The organism is Pseudomonas orientalis (genome assembly GCF_001439815.1).
Lineage (GTDB): Bacteria > Pseudomonadota > Gammaproteobacteria > Pseudomonadales > Pseudomonadaceae > Aquipseudomonas > Aquipseudomonas orientalis.
The window spans coordinates 302,482-322,758 of the sequence record NZ_JYLM01000006.1; the positions used below are offsets into that span (position 1 = coordinate 302,482).

Below are 20,277 nucleotides of genomic sequence, written 5' to 3' on the forward strand. Positions count from 1 at the left end.
TAGCCGGACACGCTTTACCTACAAGGCCGCGTCGATTTTCCTGGCGGCGTCTTCGCTCACCCAGGCGTGCCAGACTTCAGGATGTTCCTTGAGGAAAATTTTCGCCAGCTTCGGCGACTCGATCCGTTCCTTGGCCATGCGGCCAAGGTTCTGATTCAGCAGGTCGATGGGCAGGTTGACCTTCTCCAGCACGGCCACCAGCTCAGGCGCTTGCTCGTGGAAGGTCTTGGAAAGGCCGACCTTGATACTCACGCGCTTATCCACGCCCGGTTTTTCTTCCAGCTTGACCAGGTCCACCTGGCCCATCAGCGGCGTCGGCGACCAGTAGTAGAACAGGATCGGCTCGCCACGCTTGTAGCTCGACAGTACCGCCGCGTCCAGCGCCGGGCCGGTGCCGGGGCGGAAGTTGGTGTAGGTGCTTTCCAGGCCGTAGCTCTTGAGCATTTCGCTGTTGTCCAGTTCACAGGTCCAGCCGGCCGGGCAGTTGTAGAAACGCCCCTTGGACGGTTCTTCCTGGTCCTTGAACACCGAGGCGTATTTGGCCAGGTCAGCGATGTTCTTGAGGTCCGGGGCCTTCGCTTCCAGCTTGCGCTTGGCGTCGCCTTCGATCACATAGCGCGGCACGTACCAGCCTTCAACAGCGCCAACCACCGGCGCGCCGACGCCGACGACCTTGCCGGCCTTCTCGGCCTTGTTCCAGACTTCGCTGCGGCCCACCCACTCTTCGGCAAACACCTGGATGTCGTTACTGCTAAGGGCGTTCTCCATGGTGATCGAGTTGCCCGGCAGGCTGTCGGTTTTGCAGTCGTAGCCTTTCTCCAGCACGGTTTGCAGGATGTCGGTGAGCAACATGCCGCTTTCCCAGTTCAGCCCGGCGAATTTCACCGGCTTGCCGGATTCACACCAGCCGGCCGCCTGGGCGCCGGCGCTTGCCAGCAAGCCCGCAGACAGCAACGTGGTCAGCAGGGTCTTATGCATTTTCATTGTTGTGACGCTCCCAATCATGAAATGGATTACGGCAGTCAAAAGGCGTCCTGCCTTGTCCACGTCCCATCAAGCTTGTGCAGCCAGCCCGTCTGTTGTGGGTAAAGCGCCCTGCTCTTTTGGCAGGATCAGATGATCGGGTACCGTGCCGTGCCATTTTTTCGCACACACGTAATACAGGGCCGCAGGCAGTACCAGGCCGATGATCCAGGAAATATCCACGTCACCCAGCGCGGCCACCAGGGGACCGGTGTAGAACTTGGTCGAGATGAACGGCAACTGCACCAGCACGCCGAACACATAGACGCTGATCCCCAAGAGGTTCCAGCGACCGTAGCGACCGTTCGGGTCGGCAAGCGCCGGCACGTCATAGCGCTCGCGGGTGATGCAGTAGTAATCCACCAGGTTGATCGCGCTCCAGGGCGTGAAGAACGCCAGCAGGAACAGGATGAACGACTTGAACGCGCCGAGGAACGAGTGCTGGCCGAGCAGCGCGATCAGGGTTGCCGTACCGACAATGACCAGCACGAACACCAGGCGCTGCAGACGCGTGACCTCCAGGCGGCCACGGAAACCGCTGATGATGGTCGCGATGCACATGAAGCTGCCGTAGGAATTGAGCGTGGAGATGGTGACCTTGCCGAATGCGATGCTGAAATACAGCAACGCAGCGGTGGCCCCCGTACCGCTCAAGCCAACGATATAGGCCACTTCGTGCCCGGCGAACTGGCCGTTGGACATGGCTGCGGCAAACACGCCGAGCACCATTGCCACCTGCGCGCCAATGACCGAGCCTGCGCCCGCAGCGAAGAAGGTTTTCATCGAAGACGTCTGGCTCGGCAGGTAACGCGAATAGTCCGCCACGTAGGGCCCGAAAGCGATCTGCCAGGAGGCCGCGAGCGACACGGCCAGCAGAAAGCTGCTCCAGCTGAAGTGACGGATCTGCAGGAGCGCGCCAACATCGGTCTGGCTCATCAGGCGGCTGAACAGGTAGACAAAGGCAATCACGCCGATGACGCTGGCCACACGCCCGATGAAATGGATCACCCGGTAACCCAGCACCGTGGCCAGCACGATGACACTGGCAAAAATCAGGATGCCGACGCTGTCGCTGACCCCGAACAACTGGCCCAGCGCCTGCCCCGACAGCACCGTGCCGGTGGCGGTGAAACCCAGGTACATCAGGCACACCAGCACGATCGGAATAGCCGCGCCATACACACCGAACTGCACCCGGCTGGAGATCATCTGCGGCAGGCCAAGCTTGGGCCCTTGCGCGGCATGCAACGCCATGACGCCGCCGCCGATCAGTTGACCGATCAACAGACCGATCAACGACCAGAACACATCACCGCCCAGCACCACGGCCAGGGCCCCGGTAACGATCGCGGTGATTTGCAGGTTGGCACCCATCCACAGGGTGAACTGGCTCAATAGACGACCATGTCTTTCCGCTTCCGGGATGTAGTCGATCGAACGCCTTTCGATCAACGGGGTGGTGTCGTTCGCAGCCATGTTGTTCAACCTCTGATGGATTGTTCGATGCTTTTCTGTAGGAGCGAGCTTGCTCGCGAAAAACGTACATTCAACGCAGCGATGCGCCTGGAATACCTTCGCGAGCAAGCTCGCTCCTACAGTGGTTGCGTCAGCCGTTGATCATCGGCAGATTCAGGCCCTGTTCCTTGGCGCAATCGATGGCAATCTGGTAACCCGCATCCGCATGGCGCATCACCCCGGTCGCCGGGTCGTTATGCAGCACCCGCGCAATCCGCTCGGCCGCTTCATCGGTACCGTCACACACGATCACCATGCCCGAATGCTGGGAGAAGCCCATGCCGACGCCGCCGCCGTGGTGCAACGACACCCAGGTCGCGCCGCTGGCGGTGTTGAGCAAGGCGTTGAGCAGCGGCCAGTCGGACACGGCGTCGGAACCGTCCTGCATGGATTCGGTTTCGCGGTTCGGGCTCGCAACCGAGCCGGAGTCGAGATGGTCACGACCGATCACGACCGGTGCCGACAACTCACCGCTGCGCACCATCTCGTTGAACGCCAGGCCGAGCTTGGCGCGCTGCCCCAGGCCGACCCAGCAGATACGCGCCGGCAAACCCTGGAAGCTGATGCGCTCGCGGGCCATGTCCAACCAGTTGTGCAGATGGGCGTCGTCGGGGATCAGTTCTTTGACTTTGGCGTCGGTCTTGTAGATGTCCTGCGGGTCACCGGACAGCGCCGCCCAGCGGAACGGGCCAATGCCACGGCAGAACAGCGGACGGATGTAGGCCGGTACGAAACCCGGGAAATCGAAGGCGTTTTCCACGCCTTCTTCCTGGGCCATCTGGCGGATGTTGTTGCCGTAGTCGAACGTCGGGATGCCCTGTTTCTGGAACTCGAGCATGGCTTTGACGTGCACGGCCATCGACTGCTTGGCGGCCTTGATCACGGCGGCGGGCTCGGTCTTGGCGCGGGCGCGGTATTCGTCCCAGGTCCAGCCGGCCGGCAGGTAGCCGTTGAGCGGGTCGTGGGCGCTGGTCTGGTCGGTGACCATGTCCGGACGCACGCCACGCTTGACCAGTTCCGGCAGGATTTCGGCGGCGTTGCCCAGCAGGGCGATGGAGATGGCTTTGCCTTCCCCGGTGTACTTGGCAATGCGCGCCAGGGCATCGTCCAGGTCCGTGGCTTGCTCGTCGACATAGCGGCTGGCCAGGCGGAAGTCGATGCTGACCTGCTGGCATTCGATATTCAGCGAACAGGCGCCGGCCAGGGTCGCGGCCAACGGTTGTGCGCCGCCCATGCCGCCGAGGCCGGCGGTGAGGACCCAACGGCCGGTGAGGTCACTGTTGTAATGCTGGCGACCGGCTTCAACGAAGGTTTCGTAGGTGCCCTGGACGATGCCCTGGCTGCCGATATAGATCCAGCTGCCGGCGGTCATCTGGCCGTACATGGCCAGGCCCTTGGCATCCAGCTCGTTGAAGTGTTCCCAACTGGCCCAGTGCGGCACCAGGTTGGAGTTGGCGATCAACACGCGCGGGGCGTTGCTGTGGGTCTTGAACACGCCGACCGGCTTGCCGGATTGCACCAGCAGGGTTTCGTCGTCATTCAGGTGGGTGAGGCTCTCGACGATCTGGTCGTAGCATTCCCAGTTACGCGCCGCACGGCCAATACCGCCGTACACCACCAGTTCCTTGGGATTCTCGGCCACTTGCGGGTCGAGGTTGTTCATCAACATGCGCAGAGGCGCTTCGGTCAGCCAGCTTTTGGCGGTGAGCGTGTTACCGCGGGCGGCACGGATTTCGACGTCACGGTATTTTGTAGGCTTGTTCACAACTCAGACTCCTCGGCGATCAATGCGCGGGCTGGGACGGTGCGAAGCAGAGTCTTACGCACACATCTTTACTTGTATGTACAAGCATATGCAATCGAGCGGCCAACTTTGCGTGGCAGTGGTTTGGATTTTTTTGCACAGCGCGTGAGAGCCTTGGAAATTGAGGCTTCCAGGCTTGATGAAATTTTTTACGAAGGAATTTACGACGGAGAAATATAGTCACGGCAGCACGACTTTGCGTCACGCTGGGGCATTCGGTAACAAATTGGTGCGCGATCTGGAAACAGATCTTTTAAACAACACCGAACCAAATGTGGGAGGGGGCTTGCCCCCGATTGCAGAGTGTCAGCCACCCAATCTTTGGCTGATACACCGCTATCGGGGGCAAGCCCCCTCCCACATTTTTTAACCGCGTGCGGTCAGTTCGATCAGGCAGCAGCGGCCAGTGACTGAGATATCCAGCAAGCCATTGTTACCGTCCACTTGCAGACAGTCGTGATGGCCGAGTTTCTGGTCCAACACCTTCACCTCATCGGCCACGCTGAACACCAGCACCGTCTGCGCCGTACTGAAAAACCGCTGCACACCATCCACCCACTGCAACCGCGCGTGGTAACGCTCAGGCGAATAGATCAGGTTGAAATCGCGGATCGGCCCGGTGATCAAGCGGCACGACACCTGGCTGTCACCGGCGAAGGCGAACGGTTGCAGCGGTAACAGACCGCGCTGCTCTTCACCATCCACGGTCAACACCATGCCCGCGCCCTTGATCACGGTGATCACGCGCTGATAACCGGCAAAGGTGGAAAACCCGCCCGACTCGGCGATATCGGCAATCGACAGGCGCCAGCCGAAGCCATCCAGGCCGGTGCCCGCGTCGCGAGTGATTTCTTCGGTACTGCCGCCGCCGTTTTTCCACGGCATGCGCACGTAGTCGGCGGCGCGCCAGACGTTGACTGAACTCATTTACTGAAGCGTCCTTCGAGGCTGTGGCGGGAACCGGGGTGAATCAGGCGCGCGGCCGTGACCGGCTGGCGGCCGGACCAGGTGCGTCGGCGAATCAACAGGCAGGGCTCGCCCGGCTCGATCTGCAGCAGCTTGCATTCGGCGGCATCGGCGAGGATCGCTTCAACCACGTGCTCGCCTTCGGTCAGCGGTGCGACCTGATTGAGATAGGCGTAGGGCGTTTGCTGGGTGAAATCCTGTTGCAGGTATTCCGGCGCCACCAGTGCGTTGACGAAACGGTCTTCGATCTGCACCGGAATGTCGTTTTCGAAATGCACGATCAGCGAGTGAAACACCCGCCCGCCTTCACGCATTTCCAGGGCGACGGCACGTTCGGAACCTGCCGCTTCCTCGCCCAGGGTAATGACCTGGCACGTATGGCGATGGCCGCGTGAGGCGATCTCATCGGCAATGTTGTGCACTTCAAACAGCGCCGACTGGCTCTTGGGCTCGGCGACGAATGTCCCCACACCTTGCATGCGCACCAGCAACCCTTCGGCCGTCAGCTCGCGCAACGCGCGGTTGATGGTCATGCGGCTGAAGCCCAACTGGCTGACCAGCTCGCTCTCCGACGGCACGCGGTAATGGGGCGGCCAGTTGCCGTTGAGGATCTGCTGGCTGATCATCTGTTTGACGCGGGCATACAAGGGCGCCGGACTTTCGTCCATGTGGGCAGCCAGCGAAGACTTGGCGGGCGGAGTCGGCACAGGGAATCCTTGCAGGGGAAAAAGATGCATAGATTGCCGGAGTTTACCGAGCAGGCAAACGTCTGTATATGTATATACAAATAAACACACGACCGGGGTGCCTTGATCATGTCCGCTTTCTTTGCCGAACGCGCGCTGCTGCCTGATGGATGGGCCAATGATGTACGTCTTGAAGTCAGCGCCGATGGTCGGCTGACGAAGGTAGAGGCCAATGCCACGGCAGACGGCGCCGAGCGGCTCAGGGGGCCGGTACTGGCCGGCATGCCGAACCTGCATTCCCACGCCTTCCAGCGCGCCATGGCGGGCCTGGCCGAAGTGGCAGGCAATCCGAACGACAGTTTCTGGACCTGGCGCGACCTGATGTACCGCATGGTCGGCAAGATCAACCCGGACCAACTGCAGGTCATCGCCCGTCAGCTGTACATTGAAATGCTCAAGGCCGGCTACACCTCGGTCGCCGAGTTTCACTATGTGCACCACGACGTCAGCGGCCAGCCCTATGCCGACCGTACCGAGCTGTCGCGCCAGATCAGCCAGGCAGCCGCCAGCAGCGGGATCGGCCTGACGCTGCTGCCGGTGCTTTATACGCATTCGGGCTTCGGTGGCCAGGCACCCAACGACGGGCAGCGCCGGTTTATCAACAGTACCGAACATTATCTCGACCTGCAGGCGCGCCTGCAGCCGATACTCGCCGCGCAACCTGCGCAGTACCTGGGCCTGTGTTTCCACTCCCTGCGGGCAGTCACGCCCGAACAGATCGAGCAAGTGCTGGCCGCCAGCGACAAGGCTTGCCCGGTGCACATCCACATTGCCGAACAGCAAAAGGAAGTCGACGACTGCCTGGCCTGGAGCGGCAAGCGCCCATTGCAGTGGCTGTATGACAATGTCGACGTGAATGAACGCTGGTGCCTGGTGCATGCCACCCATGCCGATCCCGAGGAAGTGACGCGCATGGCCAGGAGCCGGGCAATTGCCGGTTTGTGCCTGACCACGGAAGCCAACCTGGGCGATGGCATTTTTCCGGCAGTGGATTTTCTGGCCCAGGGTGGCCGCCTGGGTATCGGCTCCGACAGCCATGTGTCACTGAGCGTGGTGGAAGAACTGCGTTGGCTGGAATATGGCCAGCGCCTGCGCGATCAGCGGCGCAATCGCCTGTATCGCAACGACCAGCCGATGGTGGGCCGCACGCTGTTCGATGCGGCGCTGGACGGTGGCGCACAAGCGCTGGGCCAGCCGATTGGCCGCCTGGAAATGGGCAAGCGTGCGGACTGGATCGTGCTGGACGGTAACGATCCGTACCTGGCCACGGCCAGTGAGGATGGGATTCTCAATCGCTGGCTGTTTGCCGGTGGTGATCGGCAGGTGCGCGATGTACTGGTGAACGGCAAGTGGGTGGTGCGCGGTGGGCGGCATGCCGGCGAGGAAGAAAGCAACCGGGCGTTCACGCAGGTATTGAAGGATTTACTCGGTTAAAAAATGTGGGAGGGGGCTTGCCCCCGATTGCTGTGTGTCAGTCAGCTCATCTGATACTGACACACCGCTATCGGGGGCGAGCCCCCTCCCACATTTTGATTTGTGTGATCCTGGGTTACTGCGACGTCTTCGCCATCTGCTTATCTGAAGTACGCCAGATCAACCGCGTCGTGTCATACCCCTGCTGCCGCGCCCTGCTCAGCAGGTCTTCACGGGTTTCGGCGCTCACCGTCGGCGTACGCGACAGGATCCACATGTAACGCCGGCTAGGGCTGCCGACGATGGCCGTCTTGTAATCATCGCTGACATACAGCACCCAGTAATCGCCTTTGGCGACGCCAGGCAGTAACGACGTAAACCAGTTGTCGAATTCCACCCAGAGCTTGTCGGTCTTGCCCGGCACTTGCGGCGTAGCCGTCCCTTTGGCTTCCTGCCATTTCCATTCAGGTGTCAGGCAGCGGTTGAACACCGACATGTCGCCATCGGGCAGCAGGGTGTAGCGCGCTTCGGACTGCGCGCAGTTGCGCTGGAAGTACATCGGCAAGCGAGCCAACTCGTACCAGGTACCCTGGTAACGCTTGAGGTTGACGTGATTCGCGGTCTTGGGTTGCAGATCATCGCCAGAATGGCTGGCGCAGCCCGCCAAAAACAGGCTGGCGCAAAGGAACACAACAAAACGCATCATTCTTCTTCTCCCGCAGGCTCGCGCCCCGGTTTACTTCAGGCCTTGCCCGGAAAACATCAGAACCTTGTCACCGGCATACTGCACGCTGATAAAGCTGTTTTTATCGCCCCAGGTGCAGCTGGACATGCCCAGTGCGCCGGAACAATCAGTCGGCTTGCCCAGCAACGACTCCACCTCGGCCTTGGCCATGCCGGCCGACAACTTCTGGTAATTTTCTTGGTTGACCTTGCTGCAAGCGGCTAACAGCACGCAAAAAGCCAGCAGGGCGAGACGGCGTAAAGACATGGAAAAGCTCCTGGAGAGACAAAGCAGCTGGGGTATCTGCCAGAAGCTTAGAAGGGAAAAGAGGTGTCTGGTTCCCGACGAGGGGTGGTATTTATTTTTTCTGCGCAAGGACTGCGCTGTCCTGCAAAAATAGCAATGTTCGCACTTGGATGAGGACCCAAGCTTATGAGTGAAAAAAACAAATCCGAGCTTTACGCTCCGGAAACCAAAGCGATGTTGGAACTACTTGCTTCAGGGGGTCGGGAAATCGAGTTGGGGCGTTATCAGGACCTTGACGAGGTATTCAAAGAACTTGACCAGAGCCAAACCGCCTATACCCGCAAAAATAAAGAAGCCCCGAAACGCTGAAACGTTTCGGGGCTTCTTGTGGTTCAAACCTTCAGGTCTGAACGCTTATGTGGCGAGGGAGCTTGCTCCCGCCGGGCTGCGAAGCAGCCCCAAAAGCTTGCGGGCGCTGCGCACCCGAGCGGGAGCAAGCTCCCTCGCCACAAAGTTTTACTTCTTGTGGTAAGCCGTCACACGCTCAACTTCTTCCTTGGACCCCAGGAACACCGCCACACGCTGGTGCAGGCCTTCGGGCTGGATGTCGAGGATGCGCTGGTGGCCGTCGGTGGACGCGCCGCCGGCCTGCTCAACCAGGAACGACATCGGGTTGGCTTCGTACATCAGGCGCAGCTTGCCCGGCTTGGACGGTTCGCGGCTGTCGCGTGGGTACATGAACAAGCCACCACGGGTCAGGATACGGTGCACGTCGGCCACCATCGCGGCGACCCAGCGCATGTTGAAGTTTTTCTTCAACGGGCCTTCTTCGCCGGCCATCAGCTCGCCCACGTAGCGGGTGACGGGTTCTTCCCAGTGGCGCTGGTTGGACATGTTGATCGCGAATTCCTGGGTGGACGCAGGAATGGTGATGTCTTCGTGGGTCAATACGAAGCTGCCCATTTCACGGTCCAGGGTGAAGCCCTTGACGCCGTCGCCCAGGGTCAGCACCAGCATGGTCTGCGGGCCGTAGATCGCGTAGCCGGCAGCGACCTGCTCGGTACCTGGCTGCAAAAAGGCCTTTTCGTTGAGGGCCTCGTTCTGGCTCAGGTATTCGTTCGGGCAACGCAGTACCGAGAAAATGGTGCCGACCGGGGCGTTGATGTCAATGTTGGACGAGCCGTCCAGTGGGTCGAACACCAGCAGGTAGGCGCCTTTGGGGTATTTGCCCGGGATCTGGTAGGCATTGTCCATTTCTTCGGACGCCATGCCGGCCAGGTGACCGCCCCATTCGTTGGCTTCGAGCAGGATCTCGTTGGAGATCACGTCGAGCTTCTTCTGCACTTCGCCCTGCACGTTTTCAGTGCCCATGCTGCCCAGGACACCACCCAGTGCGCCTTTGGATACGGCGTGGCTGATTTCCTTGCAGGCACGCGCCACCACTTCGATAAGGAAGCGCAGATCGGCAGGCGTGTTGTTGCTGCGGGTCTGCTCGATCAAATAGCGACTCAAGGTAACGCGGGACATGTAAGGCTCCGGACAATGGGGGGCTTGAAAACCCGCGCAGTTTAGCGCGAGTCTGGGCGTATTTCCTCCTATCAGAGGATTTAAACCCAATAGAGTTCATGGACTTTATTTAACCTGCCGCCGGCGGCTTGCGCAGCAAACTGTAGGCCATGGCGCCCAGCGCGGCCACGCCCAGCAATAATACGGCCCACAGGCCGAGTTTTTTCCAGTTCGGCCCGCTCTCGACAGCCGCCACAACCGCAGGCGATGTGACGGCGACCGCCCCCGCAATGCTGGCCTGCCCCAGCGCCTTGAGGCGCTCGGCGCTGTAGTCCGGGATCAGCGTCGACAGCGGCAGGTTGGCGGCCTTCACCGAGGCATTTCCCAATGCCAGGCTGAACGGCGGCTCTCCCCGCGCCAGGAACACCAACTGGGTTGTGCGTACCGCGAAACGCAAGGCCGGCGCTTGCGCGCCCAGGCCACCGCCGCGCTCGTCCACCTGCACCCTGAGTTGGCTGACGGCCTGGCCCGGCAACTGCAACTCATCCTGCACCCGGTCCTGGCCGTTCTGGGACAGGCGGAACAACAACCCATTGCTCAAGGGCTGCCACGCTTGCTTGACATCACTGCGTCCCGACAGCGTCACCGGCGCCAGCGTGTTGGGTTGCTTCAGTTCGATACGCACGCGCTCCATATCCAGCCCCATGGGCAACTGCCAGCTGTATTCGCCGGCCTTGAGTCGCGTGCCAGCCAATGGCTGCGACCACACCAGCGGCGCCGGCAGGCTGCTGCTGGTGGCGCTTGCCAGTTTGGCGGAGGTCAGCAGCGGCGCGGCCTGGCCTTGCCACACCAGACGCAGGTACCGCGCCGATTGCCCCGGCAGGCTGACGTCATGCTGCTCGACCCGCTCGTCGGCAAACGACAAGCGCGCCACTTGCCCATCGCCCCAGGACTGCCAGTGCTGCAAGTCGTCGCTGGCTTCAATGCTGAAACGCTGAAAGCCATCTTGCTCGCCGCTCCAGTCCAGGCTCAGTTGCTGCAAGGGCGCCTTGATCGCGCTGGCGTCCAGCACCCAACCGCGCAGGACCTGCTTGCCGGTTTTCGCCGCCGTGCCCGGCTTGATTTCCACCAGGGTGCCTTCGCGGGTGGTTTTCATCACCACGCCGGGCAAGGCCTGCCGGGTGTCGGCGGCGTACAGCGGGAACCACTTCACGTCCGTGACATTGCGGCTTTCGGTGCGCTGGGACGACTGGCGCGACAACGCATACGCCTGGGGTTCCCCGGCCGCGTTGAAAACACGCACATCGCTCAGGTCGGCCTGACGCGCATTCAATTGCACGTCCAACGGCAATTCCAGGCGATACCACGGGCCGTTGCCGCTGATGCTCAGTGGCACCTGGCTGGCGAAATCCGCCGGGCGTTCCTGGGCCCACGCCGACCACGCCGCACAAAAGCCCAACAGGGCCACGCTCAACTTACCGATCAAGAGGCTGCTCCTTCAGTTTCCAGCACAGGTTCGGCACGCTTGGGCGGCAGCGGCGCGAAATAACCCACCACCAACAACAAGCCGCCGACGCCAATAAACGACACGATCCGCGCCAGGCCGCCACGATTGCTCAGTTCGACAAAGAACAACTTGGCCACCACCACCGCAATCAGCGCCGCGCCGATCAACCACACCTCGCGACGATGGCGCAGGTGGCCGCCGATCATCAGGCCCAGGGCGATCAAGGTCCATATGATCGATAGGCCGGCCTGCACCAGCATCGATTCGAGCAACGCGTCCAGCGCAAACGGCACGCCGCCCCAATGGTGCGCGGTGCGCATTACCAGTGCGGTGAAGAACGCAAACAGTGAAAGCCCCGCCACGCCTTGAGCAAGCAACTCGGCCCGCGGCCCGCGTTGCGGCGCCACGCTGCGCGACCACACGTACACTCCCAGCAACGCGAACAACAGGCCCAGGTCCAGCGGGTTTAACAACGGCACATAGGGCAACGGGTCGGCCGTGCCGTCGCTGAAGCTGTTCGCCAGCCAGAACCAACCGAGCATCAGCACGGCCAATGGCAGTGCCGCGACCACTCGATACTCGCGCGGATAGGCCGACACCGGCCACGGCCAGTTGCGCGGCGCGGCGGCCAGTACCAGGTAGAGACTTGGCAGGATTGCCCAGCCCAACCAGCGCCAGGCGTTGTATTCGGCCGAAAAACGCAGCAGCCCGTAGCGCAATTCCAGCGCCAGCAAGCCGATCAGCAGCCAACAGCCCAGCACATGGGCGATGCCAAGCACCCTGCCCGGCACCACCGTTGCCAAGCGCCGCAGCGAAACAAAATGCACCACGAACACGGCCGGCCACGCCAGCCAGCCGTACTGCGCCGCCGGGTGGTAATAGGTGTGCGCCGAGACCAGCAGTACCAAGCCCGCCGCCGGCATCAGCATGGTGCAAAGCATGCCCAGCGACGCCCAACGCAGGCGTGCCGCCAACAGCGTCCAGATCGCCACACTGGCGGCGGCGATGCCGAGCAGGAATGCGCCGTGCAGTTCGCCGGGAACGAAGCGCAGCACTTCGCCGGCCAACGCCATCGTCCACCAGGCCGCGCCCCACACCAGCAGCAGGTCGGACAGGCGTTGCAGCTTCGACACGGCAAACACGGGCGCATGGGGTTCACGCTGCAAGCGCCAGGCACCGACCAATGCGGCCAGGCCCAGCACCATCGGCGTCCAGAAACCACTGTGGGCCAACGGGCGCAATCCTTCACCGGTCAACGGCCCGAACAACTCCGGCATCGCCAGCAGGAACGAGCAGCCGCCAATCAGTTGCAGCAGCAAGCCGAACACAAAGCTGACGCGCTGCTGCAGGTACAGGCTCAGCCAGATGATCAACAAACCGCTGGCCGCCCACACACCGCTGGCGCTTTGCCAAGGCAGCACGAACAGCACGGCGAGATTGATCAGGACGAGGCCCGCAAGCAGCACCACCGACAAGCCGCGCAACAGGCGCACATCGCCGCGCACCTGGTCATCGCGCGCCGCCATCAGCATGCCGCCGATCAAGGCCAGCCCGATCATCGAGGCCGTGAGCAAGCCACTCCAGCCCGCATTGAACACCGCCGTCCCGTCGCCGCCTTGCAGGCGCAGCAGGAACAACGCACCGCCGAGCAACTGCACGCCAAACGCCGTGAACAGGAACGTACGCGAACCGATGCGCAGGCCAACGAACAGCGTCGCCAGGCCCGCGAGCGCCCAACTGACCGCCGTGCCCTGGGTATCGAGCAGCATGGGGGCAAGCAGGTATAAAAAGCTCAAGCCAAGGCTCGCCAATACCGGCAGGCCTTTGCGTTCCGACGCCGTCGCCTGTTCAGGGGACGCTTTGCGCAACTGATCAAAGCTGAACAGCAACGCCGCGCCCAGCATCAGCGCACCCAATGGGGCGCCATCGAGCAAGGTGTGCTCGCCGAGGCGTAGCTCGCTGAGGAACGCCAGCGCCGAGCCCACTTGCAGCAACAAGCCGAAGGCCCGCGCCAGTGGCCGCTGTTGACGCAGGCCCAGCCAGAAGATCCCGGCGCCTTCCACCGCCCACGCCGCAGCGGTCCAGCGCGCATCGAGGCCCAGGGGAATCGCCAGGCTGGCAAAGATCACGCCCAGGGCCAGGCAGGTTTCCGCCAGCAGCAAGGCACGCCCGCCGCTCAGCAACCGCGCCAGGCCCATGTAGATAATGCCCAGGCCCAGCGCACTGAACGCGGCGGCGAACTCCAGGTGCTGCACCAGCGCAAACTGCAAGCCAAAGCCCACCAGCGGCGGGCCAAACAACATACTGCCGTCGACGTAATCACCTTTGGCTGCCGACCAACGCAGCAACGCATCACGCCCTTCGGGGGCATCGCCCATTTCCAGCAGCTTGCGCCGGGCGAACAACAGGCCGATCGCCAGGTACATCAGGAAGAACAGGATCAGGAACGGCTCGGTACTCCACAGCAGTTCCGGCGTGTAGGAACGCATGCCCCACGCGAAGCCGATGCCGAACGTGCCGACAAAACCGATCAGGTTGAGCAAACGCCAGGCCTTGAACCAGGCGATGGCGAGGATACCGGTGTTGAGCAGGGCGAAATAACTGAACAGCGCCACATGGTTGCCGGCGCCGGTGGACGTAAGTATCGGCGCGGCAAAACCGCCCAACGCCGCCGCGCAAGCCAACCCCAGCGCGTCCTGGGTAACCGCCAGGATTGCCGAAAACACCGTGACCGCCACCAGCAGGCCCAGGGCCGCGCTCGGATCGATCAGCGGATGCAAGCGCATCGCGGCGAACACCGTCAGGTACAACACCGCAATGCCGGTGCCTTGCAGCATCAAACCGTAGTTGCTGTTGCGCAGCCGCAGCCACCAGCCCAGGCCCAGCAGGCCGAGGGCGGCTGCGGCTACGCCGGCGTAACGCACCTCGATCGGCACCACCATGCCTTCGGTGGCGTAGCGCAGCAGGAAGGCCAGGCCGAGGAACAACAGCACCACACCGACGCGCAGCACCGTGTTGCCGCCGAACAGCCAATTGCGCGCGCCGCTGATGGCACGTTCGATCAGGTTGGGGCCGCGAGGGATGGCAGGTTCTTGCGGTGGGCGGGGGGTTGGAGCAGGCGTCCAGACGTCGTCCGGTAACGGCTGGCTCGGTTCGGCGACCATCACGACGGGCGCCAATGCGGCGGGCAGCTCCCAGACGAGTTCAGGCGTCTCGGTGAAAGGTGCGGGTTCAGGGGTAAGTTCAGGGGTGGGTGTTTCGACAACGACACTGCTCGATGGCGCAGGTACTTCCAGCTGTCGCAGACGCTCGCCCAGCGCGATCAGGGCCTTCTGGGTGGTTTCCAACGCAAGCGCTTGCTGATCCGCCTGGGCCGACAGCTTGGCCAGGCGGATTGCCTGGCCGATGCCGAGCCCCAACAGCGCACCGATACCCGCATCGCTGAACGACTCGTCGAGCGTCCAACCGAGCACCAGGCCCAGCAGCATGAAAATCCATTGCATGGTCGATATTCCCTGAGCAGCCCGGGCTGTAGGAGCGAGCTTGCTCGCGAAGAACGCAAAGATACCGCGTTAAACCAGAAAGCACGCGTTATCGTTGGCGCTTTTCGCGAGCAAGCTCGCTCCTACAGTAGGTCTAGTCGAGGGCTTTCCAGATCTCGGTGGCGTATTCGCGGATGGTACGGTCCGAGCTGAACCAGCCCATCCGTGCCGTATTCAACACCGCCGAGCGCCACCAGGCCTTGGAATCATGCCAATGCGCTTCGACCTTGGCCTGGGCGTCCCAGTACGAATCGAAGTCGGCACACACCAGGAAGCGGTCGTAGTCGATCAGCCCGTCGACCAAGCCTACATAGCGACCCGGATCATCCGGCGAGAACACCCCGCCACGGATCGCTTGCAGCACATCGTTCAACCGATGGGACGCCGCAATATCCGGCCCGGCATTGAACTCGCCGGCATGCTTGCGGGCTTCCACCTGCTGGGCACTGAGGCCGAAGATGAACATGTGCTCGGCACCCACGCGCTCGTGCATTTCCACGTTGGCGCCGTCCATGGTGCCGATGGTCAGCGCGCCGTTGAGGCCGAACTTCATGTTGCTGGTACCCGACGCTTCGAAACCGGCAGTGGAAATCTGCTCCGACAAGTCCGCCGCCGGAATGATGCTTTCGGCCAGGCTGACGTTGTAGTTGGGCAGGAACACCACCTTGAGCAAACCGCGCACGGTCGGGTCGTTGTTGACGGTACGGGCGATGTCGTTGGTCAGCTTGATGATCAGCTTGGCCTGGTGATAACTCGCCGCCGCCTTGCCGGCGAAAATCTTCACCCGCGGCACCCAATCGACTTCCGGCTCGGCGCGGATCGCCTGATACAGCGCCACGGTGTGCAGCAGGTTGAGCAACTGGCGCTTGTACTCGTGGATACGCTTGACCTGCACGTCGAACATGGCCGCCGGGTTCACCGAAATGCCCAGGCGCTCATGGATGATCTCGGCCAGCGCGCGCTTGCTGTGCAGGCGCTGATCGGCGAAGGCTTTGCGGAAGGTCTGTTTCTCGGCGAAGGTTTCCAGCTCGCCCAGGCGGGTTTCCATGGTGTCGAGAATGTCCGGGCCCAGCGCGTCCACCAACATATTGGTGAGCTGGGGGTTGGCCTGGTACAGCCAGCGGCGGAAGGTGATGCCGTTGGTTTTGTTGTTGATGCGTTCCGGGTAGAGCTTGTGCAGTTCGGAAAACACCGTGCTGCGCATCAGTTGGGTATGCAGGCCGGACACGCCGTTGACACTGTGGGAACCGAGGAACGCCAGGTTGCCCATGCGCACGCGGCGGCCGTTGTCTTCTTCGATCAATGACACCGCGCGCAGCACGTCGAAGTCATGCACGCCCTTGGCGCGCAGCGAGTCGATGTGCTGGGCGTTGATCAGGTAGATGATCTGCATGTGCCGGGGCAGCATGCGTTCCATCAGGCCGACAGGCCAGGTTTCCAACGCCTCAGGCAGCAAGGTGTGGTTGGTGTAGGAAAGCGTTTCGACGGTAACGTCCCACGCGGCTTCCCAGGGGATGTCGTGCAGGTCGACCAACTGGCGCATCAATTCGGCCACGGCGATGGACGGGTGGGTGTCGTTGAGCTGGATCGCCGCGTGTTCGCCCAGGCTCAGCACCGAGCCGTGCATGTTCTTGTGGCGGCGCAGCAAGTCCTGCAACGAGGCGGAGACGAAGAAGTATTCCTGGCGCAGGCGCAGCTCCTGCCCCGCTTCGGTGCTGTCTGCGGGGTAAAGCACGCGGGAGATACTTTCGGCGCGGGCCACCTCGGCCACGGCGCCCAAGTGGTCACCGGCGTTGAAGCGCTCCAGGTGCAGGTCTTCCACCGCGCGGGCACGCCACAGGCGCAACGTGTTGACGCTGGCGCCGCGCCAGCCGACCACCGGGGTGTCGTAGGCCACCGCGCGTACGGTTTCGCTGGGCGACCACACTTGAATCATCTTGCCGGACGCGTCCGCCAGGGTTTCCACGCTGCCGCCGAAACCGATCGGGTAGATCACTTCGGCGCGCTCGAACTCCCAGGGGTTGCCGAAATCCAGCCAGCGCTCGGTCTGTTCCTGCTGCCAGCCATCGACAATCGCCTGGCGGAACAAGCCGTGCTCGTAACGAATGCCATACCCGTGACCGGCAATGCCCAGGGTCGACATACTCTCCATGAAGCACGCCGCCAGGCGGCCCAGGCCACCGTTGCCAAGCGCCGCGTCGGGTTCGAGCAGGCGGATGCGCTCAAGGTCCACGCCCAACTCGGACAGGGCTTCGCGAGCGATCTCCAGCACGCCGAGGTTGCTCAGGCTGTCGTAGAGCAAGCGGCCGATCAGAAATTCCAGCGAGAGGTAATAGACCCGCTTCTGGCCTTTGCGGTAGATGCGCCGCGTATGGTCCATCCAGTGGTCGACCATCTGGTCGCGGGCGGCCAGGGCAATGGCTTCGAACCAGTCATGGTCGAAGGCGTGATCCGGGTCCTTGCCCACCGCATAGGTGAGTTTGGTCAAGACGGCATCGCGGAACGCGGCTACCTCTGCTTCTCGTGCAAGTGGTTCCTGAGACATCAAATGCGACCTCGGGCGAGATAGAAGGAGTTGCTAGAGCCTAGACGCTCTGACACACGGCGTAGGCGCTGGTTCGTCAGTTTTTTAACTCATTCACTGTTGGAAGGATTAGATGCAGGGGTCGTGCCCGATCTCCAGCAAAGATGAAATCTTGAAAATATTGTTCAAAAAATCACCAATCCCGGTATGATCGCGCGCCCGGATACAGCCCCACCTTTTGGAACCCTGATGAAGCCTCAATTGATCGCCGCCGCGGAACTCGACCGTCTCGAGACCTGGCAGAAATATTCCGCCCACATGTGCGGCGGCTGCGTGTCCAGCTGCTGCACGCTGCCGGTCGAAGTGAAGATCAAGGACCTGATCCGCATTGGCATCGTTGACGAGTTCGAGCGCGGCGACCCGCCGAAGAACATCGCCAAGCGCTTGCAGAAGGAAGGCATCGTCGAGCGCTACAACAACAAATCCGAGATTTTTACCCTGCAGCGCATGAGCAACAATGATTGCCTGTACCTGGATCGTAAGACGCGCTTTTGCACTATTTATGACAAGCGCCCGGACACCTGCCGCAATCACCCCAAGATCGGGCCACGGCCGGGGTATTGCGCGTACAAGCCCAAGGAAGTGGTGCGCGAGACCAGCTTCAAGACCCTGGATAAATTCTGACCTGGGCTTTGTGGCGCTCTTGAGGGCCTCATCGGGGGCAAGCCCCCTCCCACATTTTGATCTGTGAACACATTCAAGTGTGGGAGGGGGCTTGCCCCCGATAGGGCCGGCACAGCCACCACACAAACAGCAGGCATAAAAAAACGCCCCCGGCCTTTCGACCGGGGGCGTTTTTCATTCAGCCTGAGTTAACTCAGTTCTTGGCTTTCTTGGCAGCGCGGGTACGCTCGCCTTCGTCCAGGATCTTCTTACGCAGGCGGATCGACTTAGGCGTGACTTCGCACAGTTCGTCGTCCTGGATGAATTCCAGGGCCTGTTCCAGGGTGAAGCGAACAGGTGGAACCAGAGCGATGGTTTCGTCTTTGCCCGAAGCACGCATGTTGTCGAGCTTCTTGCCTTTGGTTGGGTTGACGCCCATGTCGTTGTCACGGCTGTTCAGACCAACGATCTGACCGTTGTAGATCTCTTGACCGTGTTCAACGAACAGCTTGCCACGCGCCTGGAGGGTTTCCAGGGAGTAGGTCAGCGCCTTGCCGGTTTCTACCGATACCAGAACACCGTTCTGACGACCGGACATGTCGCCGGACTTCATGGTGTCGTAGCGATCGAAGATCGAGGTCAGGATGCCAGCACCGTTGGTCAGGGTCAGGAACTGGTTACGGAAACCGATCAGACCACGCGCAGGGATGTTGTATTCCAGACGTACACGGCCTTTGCCATCCGGCACCATGTTGGTCAGGTCGCCCTTACGCAGGCCCATCTCTTCCATGACCTTGCCCTGGGATTCTTCAGGGGTGTCGATAGTGACGTTTTCGAACGGTTCCTGCTTCACGCCGTCAACCTGACGGATGATCACTTCCGGACGACCAACACCCATTTCGAAGCCTTCGCGACGCATGGTTTCGATCAGTACCGAGAGGTGCAGCTCACCACGGCCGGAGACCTTGAACTTGTCGGCCGAGTCGCCTTCTTCAACGCGCAGAGCAACGTTGTACAGCAGCTCTTTGTCCAGACGCTCCTTGATGTTACGGGAGGTCACGAACTTGCCTTCCTTACCGCAGAACGGCGAGTCGTTCACCTGGAAGGTCATGGAAACGGTTGGCTCGTCAACGGTCAGAGGCTTCATCGCCTCGACGGTGTCCGGCTGGCACAGGGTGTCGGAGATGAACAGCGAGTCCATACCGCTCACGCACACGATGTCGCCGGCGAAGGCTTCTTCAACGTCGATGCGGTGCAGGCCGTGGTGACCCATCAGCTTCAGGATACGACCGTTGCGCTTCTTGCCGTCGGCGCCGATGGCGACAACCGGGGTGTTCGGCTTGACGCTGCCACGGGCAATACGGCCAACACCGATCACACCCAGGAAGCTGTTGTAGTCCAGTGCCGAGATTTGCATCTGGAACGGGCCTTCACGGTCAACCTTCGGAGGTGGAACGTGGTCAACGATCGCCTGGTACAGCGGGGTCATGTCTTCGGCCATGGCGGTGTGTTCCAGACCGGCAATGCCGTTCAGGGCCGAGGCGTAGATCACCTGGAAATCAAGCTGCTCTTCGGTAGCGCCGAGGTTGTCGAACAGGTCGAAGATCTGGTCCAGAACCCAGTCCGGACGCGCGCCTGGACGGTCAACCTTGTTGATGCACACGATCGGACGCAGGCCGGCTTCGAAAGCCTTCTTGGTCACGAAACGGGTTTGCGGCATAGGGCCGTCTTGAGCGTCAACCAGCAGCAGAACGGAGTCAACCATCGACATTACGCGTTCTACTTCGCCGCCGAAGTCGGCGTGGCCCGGGGTGTCCACGATGTTGATGTGGTAGCCGTTCCAGTTGATAGCGGTGTTTTTTGCCAGGATGGTAATACCGCGCTCTTTTTCCTGGTCGTTGGAGTCCATCACGCGCTCATCGTTGAGCTCGTTGCGCTCCAGGGTGCCGGATTGACGCAGGAGTTTGTCTACCAGGGTGGTTTTACCATGGTCAACGTGAGCAATGATGGCGATGTTACGTAGATTTTCGATCACTTGTGTATCTCGATCAGAGGATTCGGTGTGCTGACAGGTCGTGGCAGCGATTTACAGTAGAGT

15 protein-coding genes are annotated in these 20,277 nt (G+C 61.5%); 3 read left to right on the forward strand and 12 right to left on the reverse strand.

The features are described 5' to 3' along the window. Nucleotides 1-18 precede the first annotated feature (18 nt). The 5 genes from TU82_RS17035 to hutC form a co-directional block, all read right to left on the reverse strand. Nucleotides 19-984, reverse strand: a complete 966-nt coding sequence (locus TU82_RS17035; protein ID WP_057724463.1) for an ABC transporter substrate-binding protein — start codon at nucleotides 982-984, stop codon at nucleotides 19-21. Nucleotides 985-1,053: 69 nt separating this feature from the next. Next, nucleotides 1,054-2,499: a purine-cytosine permease family protein gene (locus TU82_RS17040; protein WP_057724464.1), complete on the reverse strand. Its 1,446-nt coding sequence runs from the start codon at nucleotides 2,497-2,499 to the stop codon at nucleotides 1,054-1,056. Nucleotides 2,500-2,629: 130 nt separating this feature from the next. Continuing rightward, nucleotides 2,630-4,303 carry a urocanate hydratase gene (gene hutU / locus TU82_RS17045; RefSeq protein ID WP_057724465.1) on the reverse strand — a complete coding sequence of 558 codons (1,674 nt, stop codon included), beginning with the start codon at nucleotides 4,301-4,303 and terminating at the stop codon, nucleotides 2,630-2,632. Between the two features lie 405 nt (nucleotides 4,304-4,708). Then, a complete protein-coding gene (locus TU82_RS17050; RefSeq protein ID WP_057724466.1) occupies nucleotides 4,709-5,269 on the reverse strand; it encodes a HutD/Ves family protein in 561 nt (186 codons plus the stop codon). Further along, complete coding sequence (hutC, locus tag TU82_RS17055; protein WP_248842640.1) at nucleotides 5,266-5,976, reverse strand: histidine utilization transcriptional repressor HutC; 711 nt, start codon at nucleotides 5,974-5,976, stop codon at nucleotides 5,266-5,268. Before hutC ends, TU82_RS17050 begins: the two co-directional genes overlap by 4 nt. Nucleotides 5,977-6,123: 147 nt before the next feature. Between hutC and TU82_RS17060 the strand changes: the two genes are divergently transcribed. Beyond that, the gene (locus TU82_RS17060) at nucleotides 6,124-7,488 is read left to right on the forward strand and encodes a formimidoylglutamate deiminase (RefSeq protein WP_057724468.1); all 1,365 of its coding nucleotides are present in this window, start codon (nucleotides 6,124-6,126) and stop codon (nucleotides 7,486-7,488) included. 115 nt (nucleotides 7,489-7,603) lie between these two features. Here the strand turns inward: TU82_RS17060 and TU82_RS17065 are convergent, their stop codons facing one another. Together TU82_RS17065 and TU82_RS17070 are read right to left on the reverse strand one after the other, a co-directional pair. Continuing rightward, nucleotides 7,604-8,173 (reverse strand): lipocalin family protein, encoded by a 570-nt coding sequence (locus TU82_RS17065; RefSeq protein ID WP_057724469.1) that lies wholly within the window; start codon nucleotides 8,171-8,173, stop codon nucleotides 7,604-7,606. 30 nt (nucleotides 8,174-8,203) lie between these two features. Next, nucleotides 8,204-8,458, reverse strand: a complete 255-nt coding sequence (locus TU82_RS17070; RefSeq protein ID WP_033897714.1) for a lipoprotein — start codon at nucleotides 8,456-8,458, stop codon at nucleotides 8,204-8,206. Nucleotides 8,459-8,623: 165 nt separating this feature from the next. Here TU82_RS17070 and TU82_RS17075 point away from each other — a divergent pair, with 165 nt between their 5' ends. Then, on the forward strand, nucleotides 8,624-8,806 hold the full coding sequence (locus tag TU82_RS17075) for a hypothetical protein (protein WP_057724470.1): 183 nt from the start codon (nucleotides 8,624-8,626) through the stop codon (nucleotides 8,804-8,806). Nucleotides 8,807-8,953: 147 nt separating this feature from the next. On the opposite strand, the gene TU82_RS17080 is transcribed toward TU82_RS17075, so the two are convergent. The 4 genes from TU82_RS17080 to TU82_RS17095 all read right to left on the reverse strand — a co-directional run bounded on the left by TU82_RS17080 (nucleotide 8,954) and on the right by TU82_RS17095 (nucleotide 17,537). After that, nucleotides 8,954-9,964: a class 1 fructose-bisphosphatase gene (locus tag TU82_RS17080; protein ID WP_003237460.1), complete on the reverse strand. Its 1,011-nt coding sequence runs from the start codon at nucleotides 9,962-9,964 to the stop codon at nucleotides 8,954-8,956. A gap of 109 nt (nucleotides 9,965-10,073) precedes the next feature. Next, nucleotides 10,074-11,426: a DUF3999 domain-containing protein gene (locus TU82_RS17085; protein WP_057724515.1), complete on the reverse strand. Its 1,353-nt coding sequence runs from the start codon at nucleotides 11,424-11,426 to the stop codon at nucleotides 10,074-10,076. Further along, on the reverse strand, nucleotides 11,426-14,953 hold the full coding sequence (locus TU82_RS17090; protein WP_057724471.1) for a DUF2339 domain-containing protein: 3,528 nt from the start codon (nucleotides 14,951-14,953) through the stop codon (nucleotides 11,426-11,428). Before TU82_RS17090 ends, TU82_RS17085 begins: the two co-directional genes overlap by 1 nt. Before the next feature lie 133 nt (nucleotides 14,954-15,086). Beyond that, on the reverse strand, nucleotides 15,087-17,537 hold the full coding sequence (locus TU82_RS17095; protein ID WP_057724472.1) for a glycogen/starch/alpha-glucan phosphorylase: 2,451 nt from the start codon (nucleotides 17,535-17,537) through the stop codon (nucleotides 15,087-15,089). Nucleotides 17,538-17,765: 228 nt separating this feature from the next. On the opposite strand from TU82_RS17095, the gene TU82_RS17100 reads away from it, so the two are divergent. Next, the gene (locus tag TU82_RS17100; RefSeq protein WP_057724473.1) at nucleotides 17,766-18,200 is read left to right on the forward strand and encodes a YkgJ family cysteine cluster protein; all 435 of its coding nucleotides are present in this window, start codon (nucleotides 17,766-17,768) and stop codon (nucleotides 18,198-18,200) included. A 193-nt stretch (nucleotides 18,201-18,393) separates the two neighbouring features. Here the strand turns inward: TU82_RS17100 and typA are convergent, their stop codons facing one another. Next, nucleotides 18,394-20,214 carry a translational GTPase TypA gene (gene typA, locus TU82_RS17105; RefSeq protein WP_017478180.1) on the reverse strand — a complete coding sequence of 607 codons (1,821 nt, stop codon included), beginning with the start codon at nucleotides 20,212-20,214 and terminating at the stop codon, nucleotides 18,394-18,396. Nucleotides 20,215-20,277: the final 63 nt, after the last annotated feature.

Excerpts from the sequence above, each read along its gene's own strand:
- TU82_RS17050 (WP_057724466.1), bottom strand. The coding sequence starts at position 5,269 with ATGAGTTCAGTCAACGTCTGGCGCGCCGCCGACTACGTGCGCATGCCG.
- TU82_RS17080 (WP_003237460.1), bottom strand. The coding sequence starts at position 9,964 with ATGTCCCGCGTTACCTTGAGTCGCTATTTGATCGAGCAGACCCGCAGC.
- TU82_RS17035 (WP_057724463.1), bottom strand. The coding sequence starts at position 984 with ATGAAAATGCATAAGACCCTGCTGACCACGTTGCTGTCTGCGGGCTTG.
- TU82_RS17095 (WP_057724472.1), bottom strand. The coding sequence starts at position 17,537 with ATGTCTCAGGAACCACTTGCACGAGAAGCAGAGGTAGCCGCGTTCCGC.
- TU82_RS17060 (WP_057724468.1), top strand. The coding sequence starts at position 6,124 with ATGTCCGCTTTCTTTGCCGAACGCGCGCTGCTGCCTGATGGATGGGCC.
- TU82_RS17090 (WP_057724471.1), bottom strand. The coding sequence starts at position 14,953 with ATGCAATGGATTTTCATGCTGCTGGGCCTGGTGCTCGGTTGGACGCTC.
- hutC (WP_248842640.1), bottom strand. The coding sequence starts at position 5,976 with ATGGACGAAAGTCCGGCGCCCTTGTATGCCCGCGTCAAACAGATGATC.
- TU82_RS17075 (WP_057724470.1), top strand. The coding sequence starts at position 8,624 with ATGAGTGAAAAAAACAAATCCGAGCTTTACGCTCCGGAAACCAAAGCG.
- TU82_RS17065 (WP_057724469.1), bottom strand. The coding sequence starts at position 8,173 with ATGATGCGTTTTGTTGTGTTCCTTTGCGCCAGCCTGTTTTTGGCGGGC.
- TU82_RS17040 (WP_057724464.1), bottom strand. The coding sequence starts at position 2,499 with ATGGCTGCGAACGACACCACCCCGTTGATCGAAAGGCGTTCGATCGAC.
- TU82_RS17070 (WP_033897714.1), bottom strand. The coding sequence starts at position 8,458 with ATGTCTTTACGCCGTCTCGCCCTGCTGGCTTTTTGCGTGCTGTTAGCC.
- TU82_RS17100 (WP_057724473.1), top strand. The coding sequence starts at position 17,766 with ATGAAGCCTCAATTGATCGCCGCCGCGGAACTCGACCGTCTCGAGACC.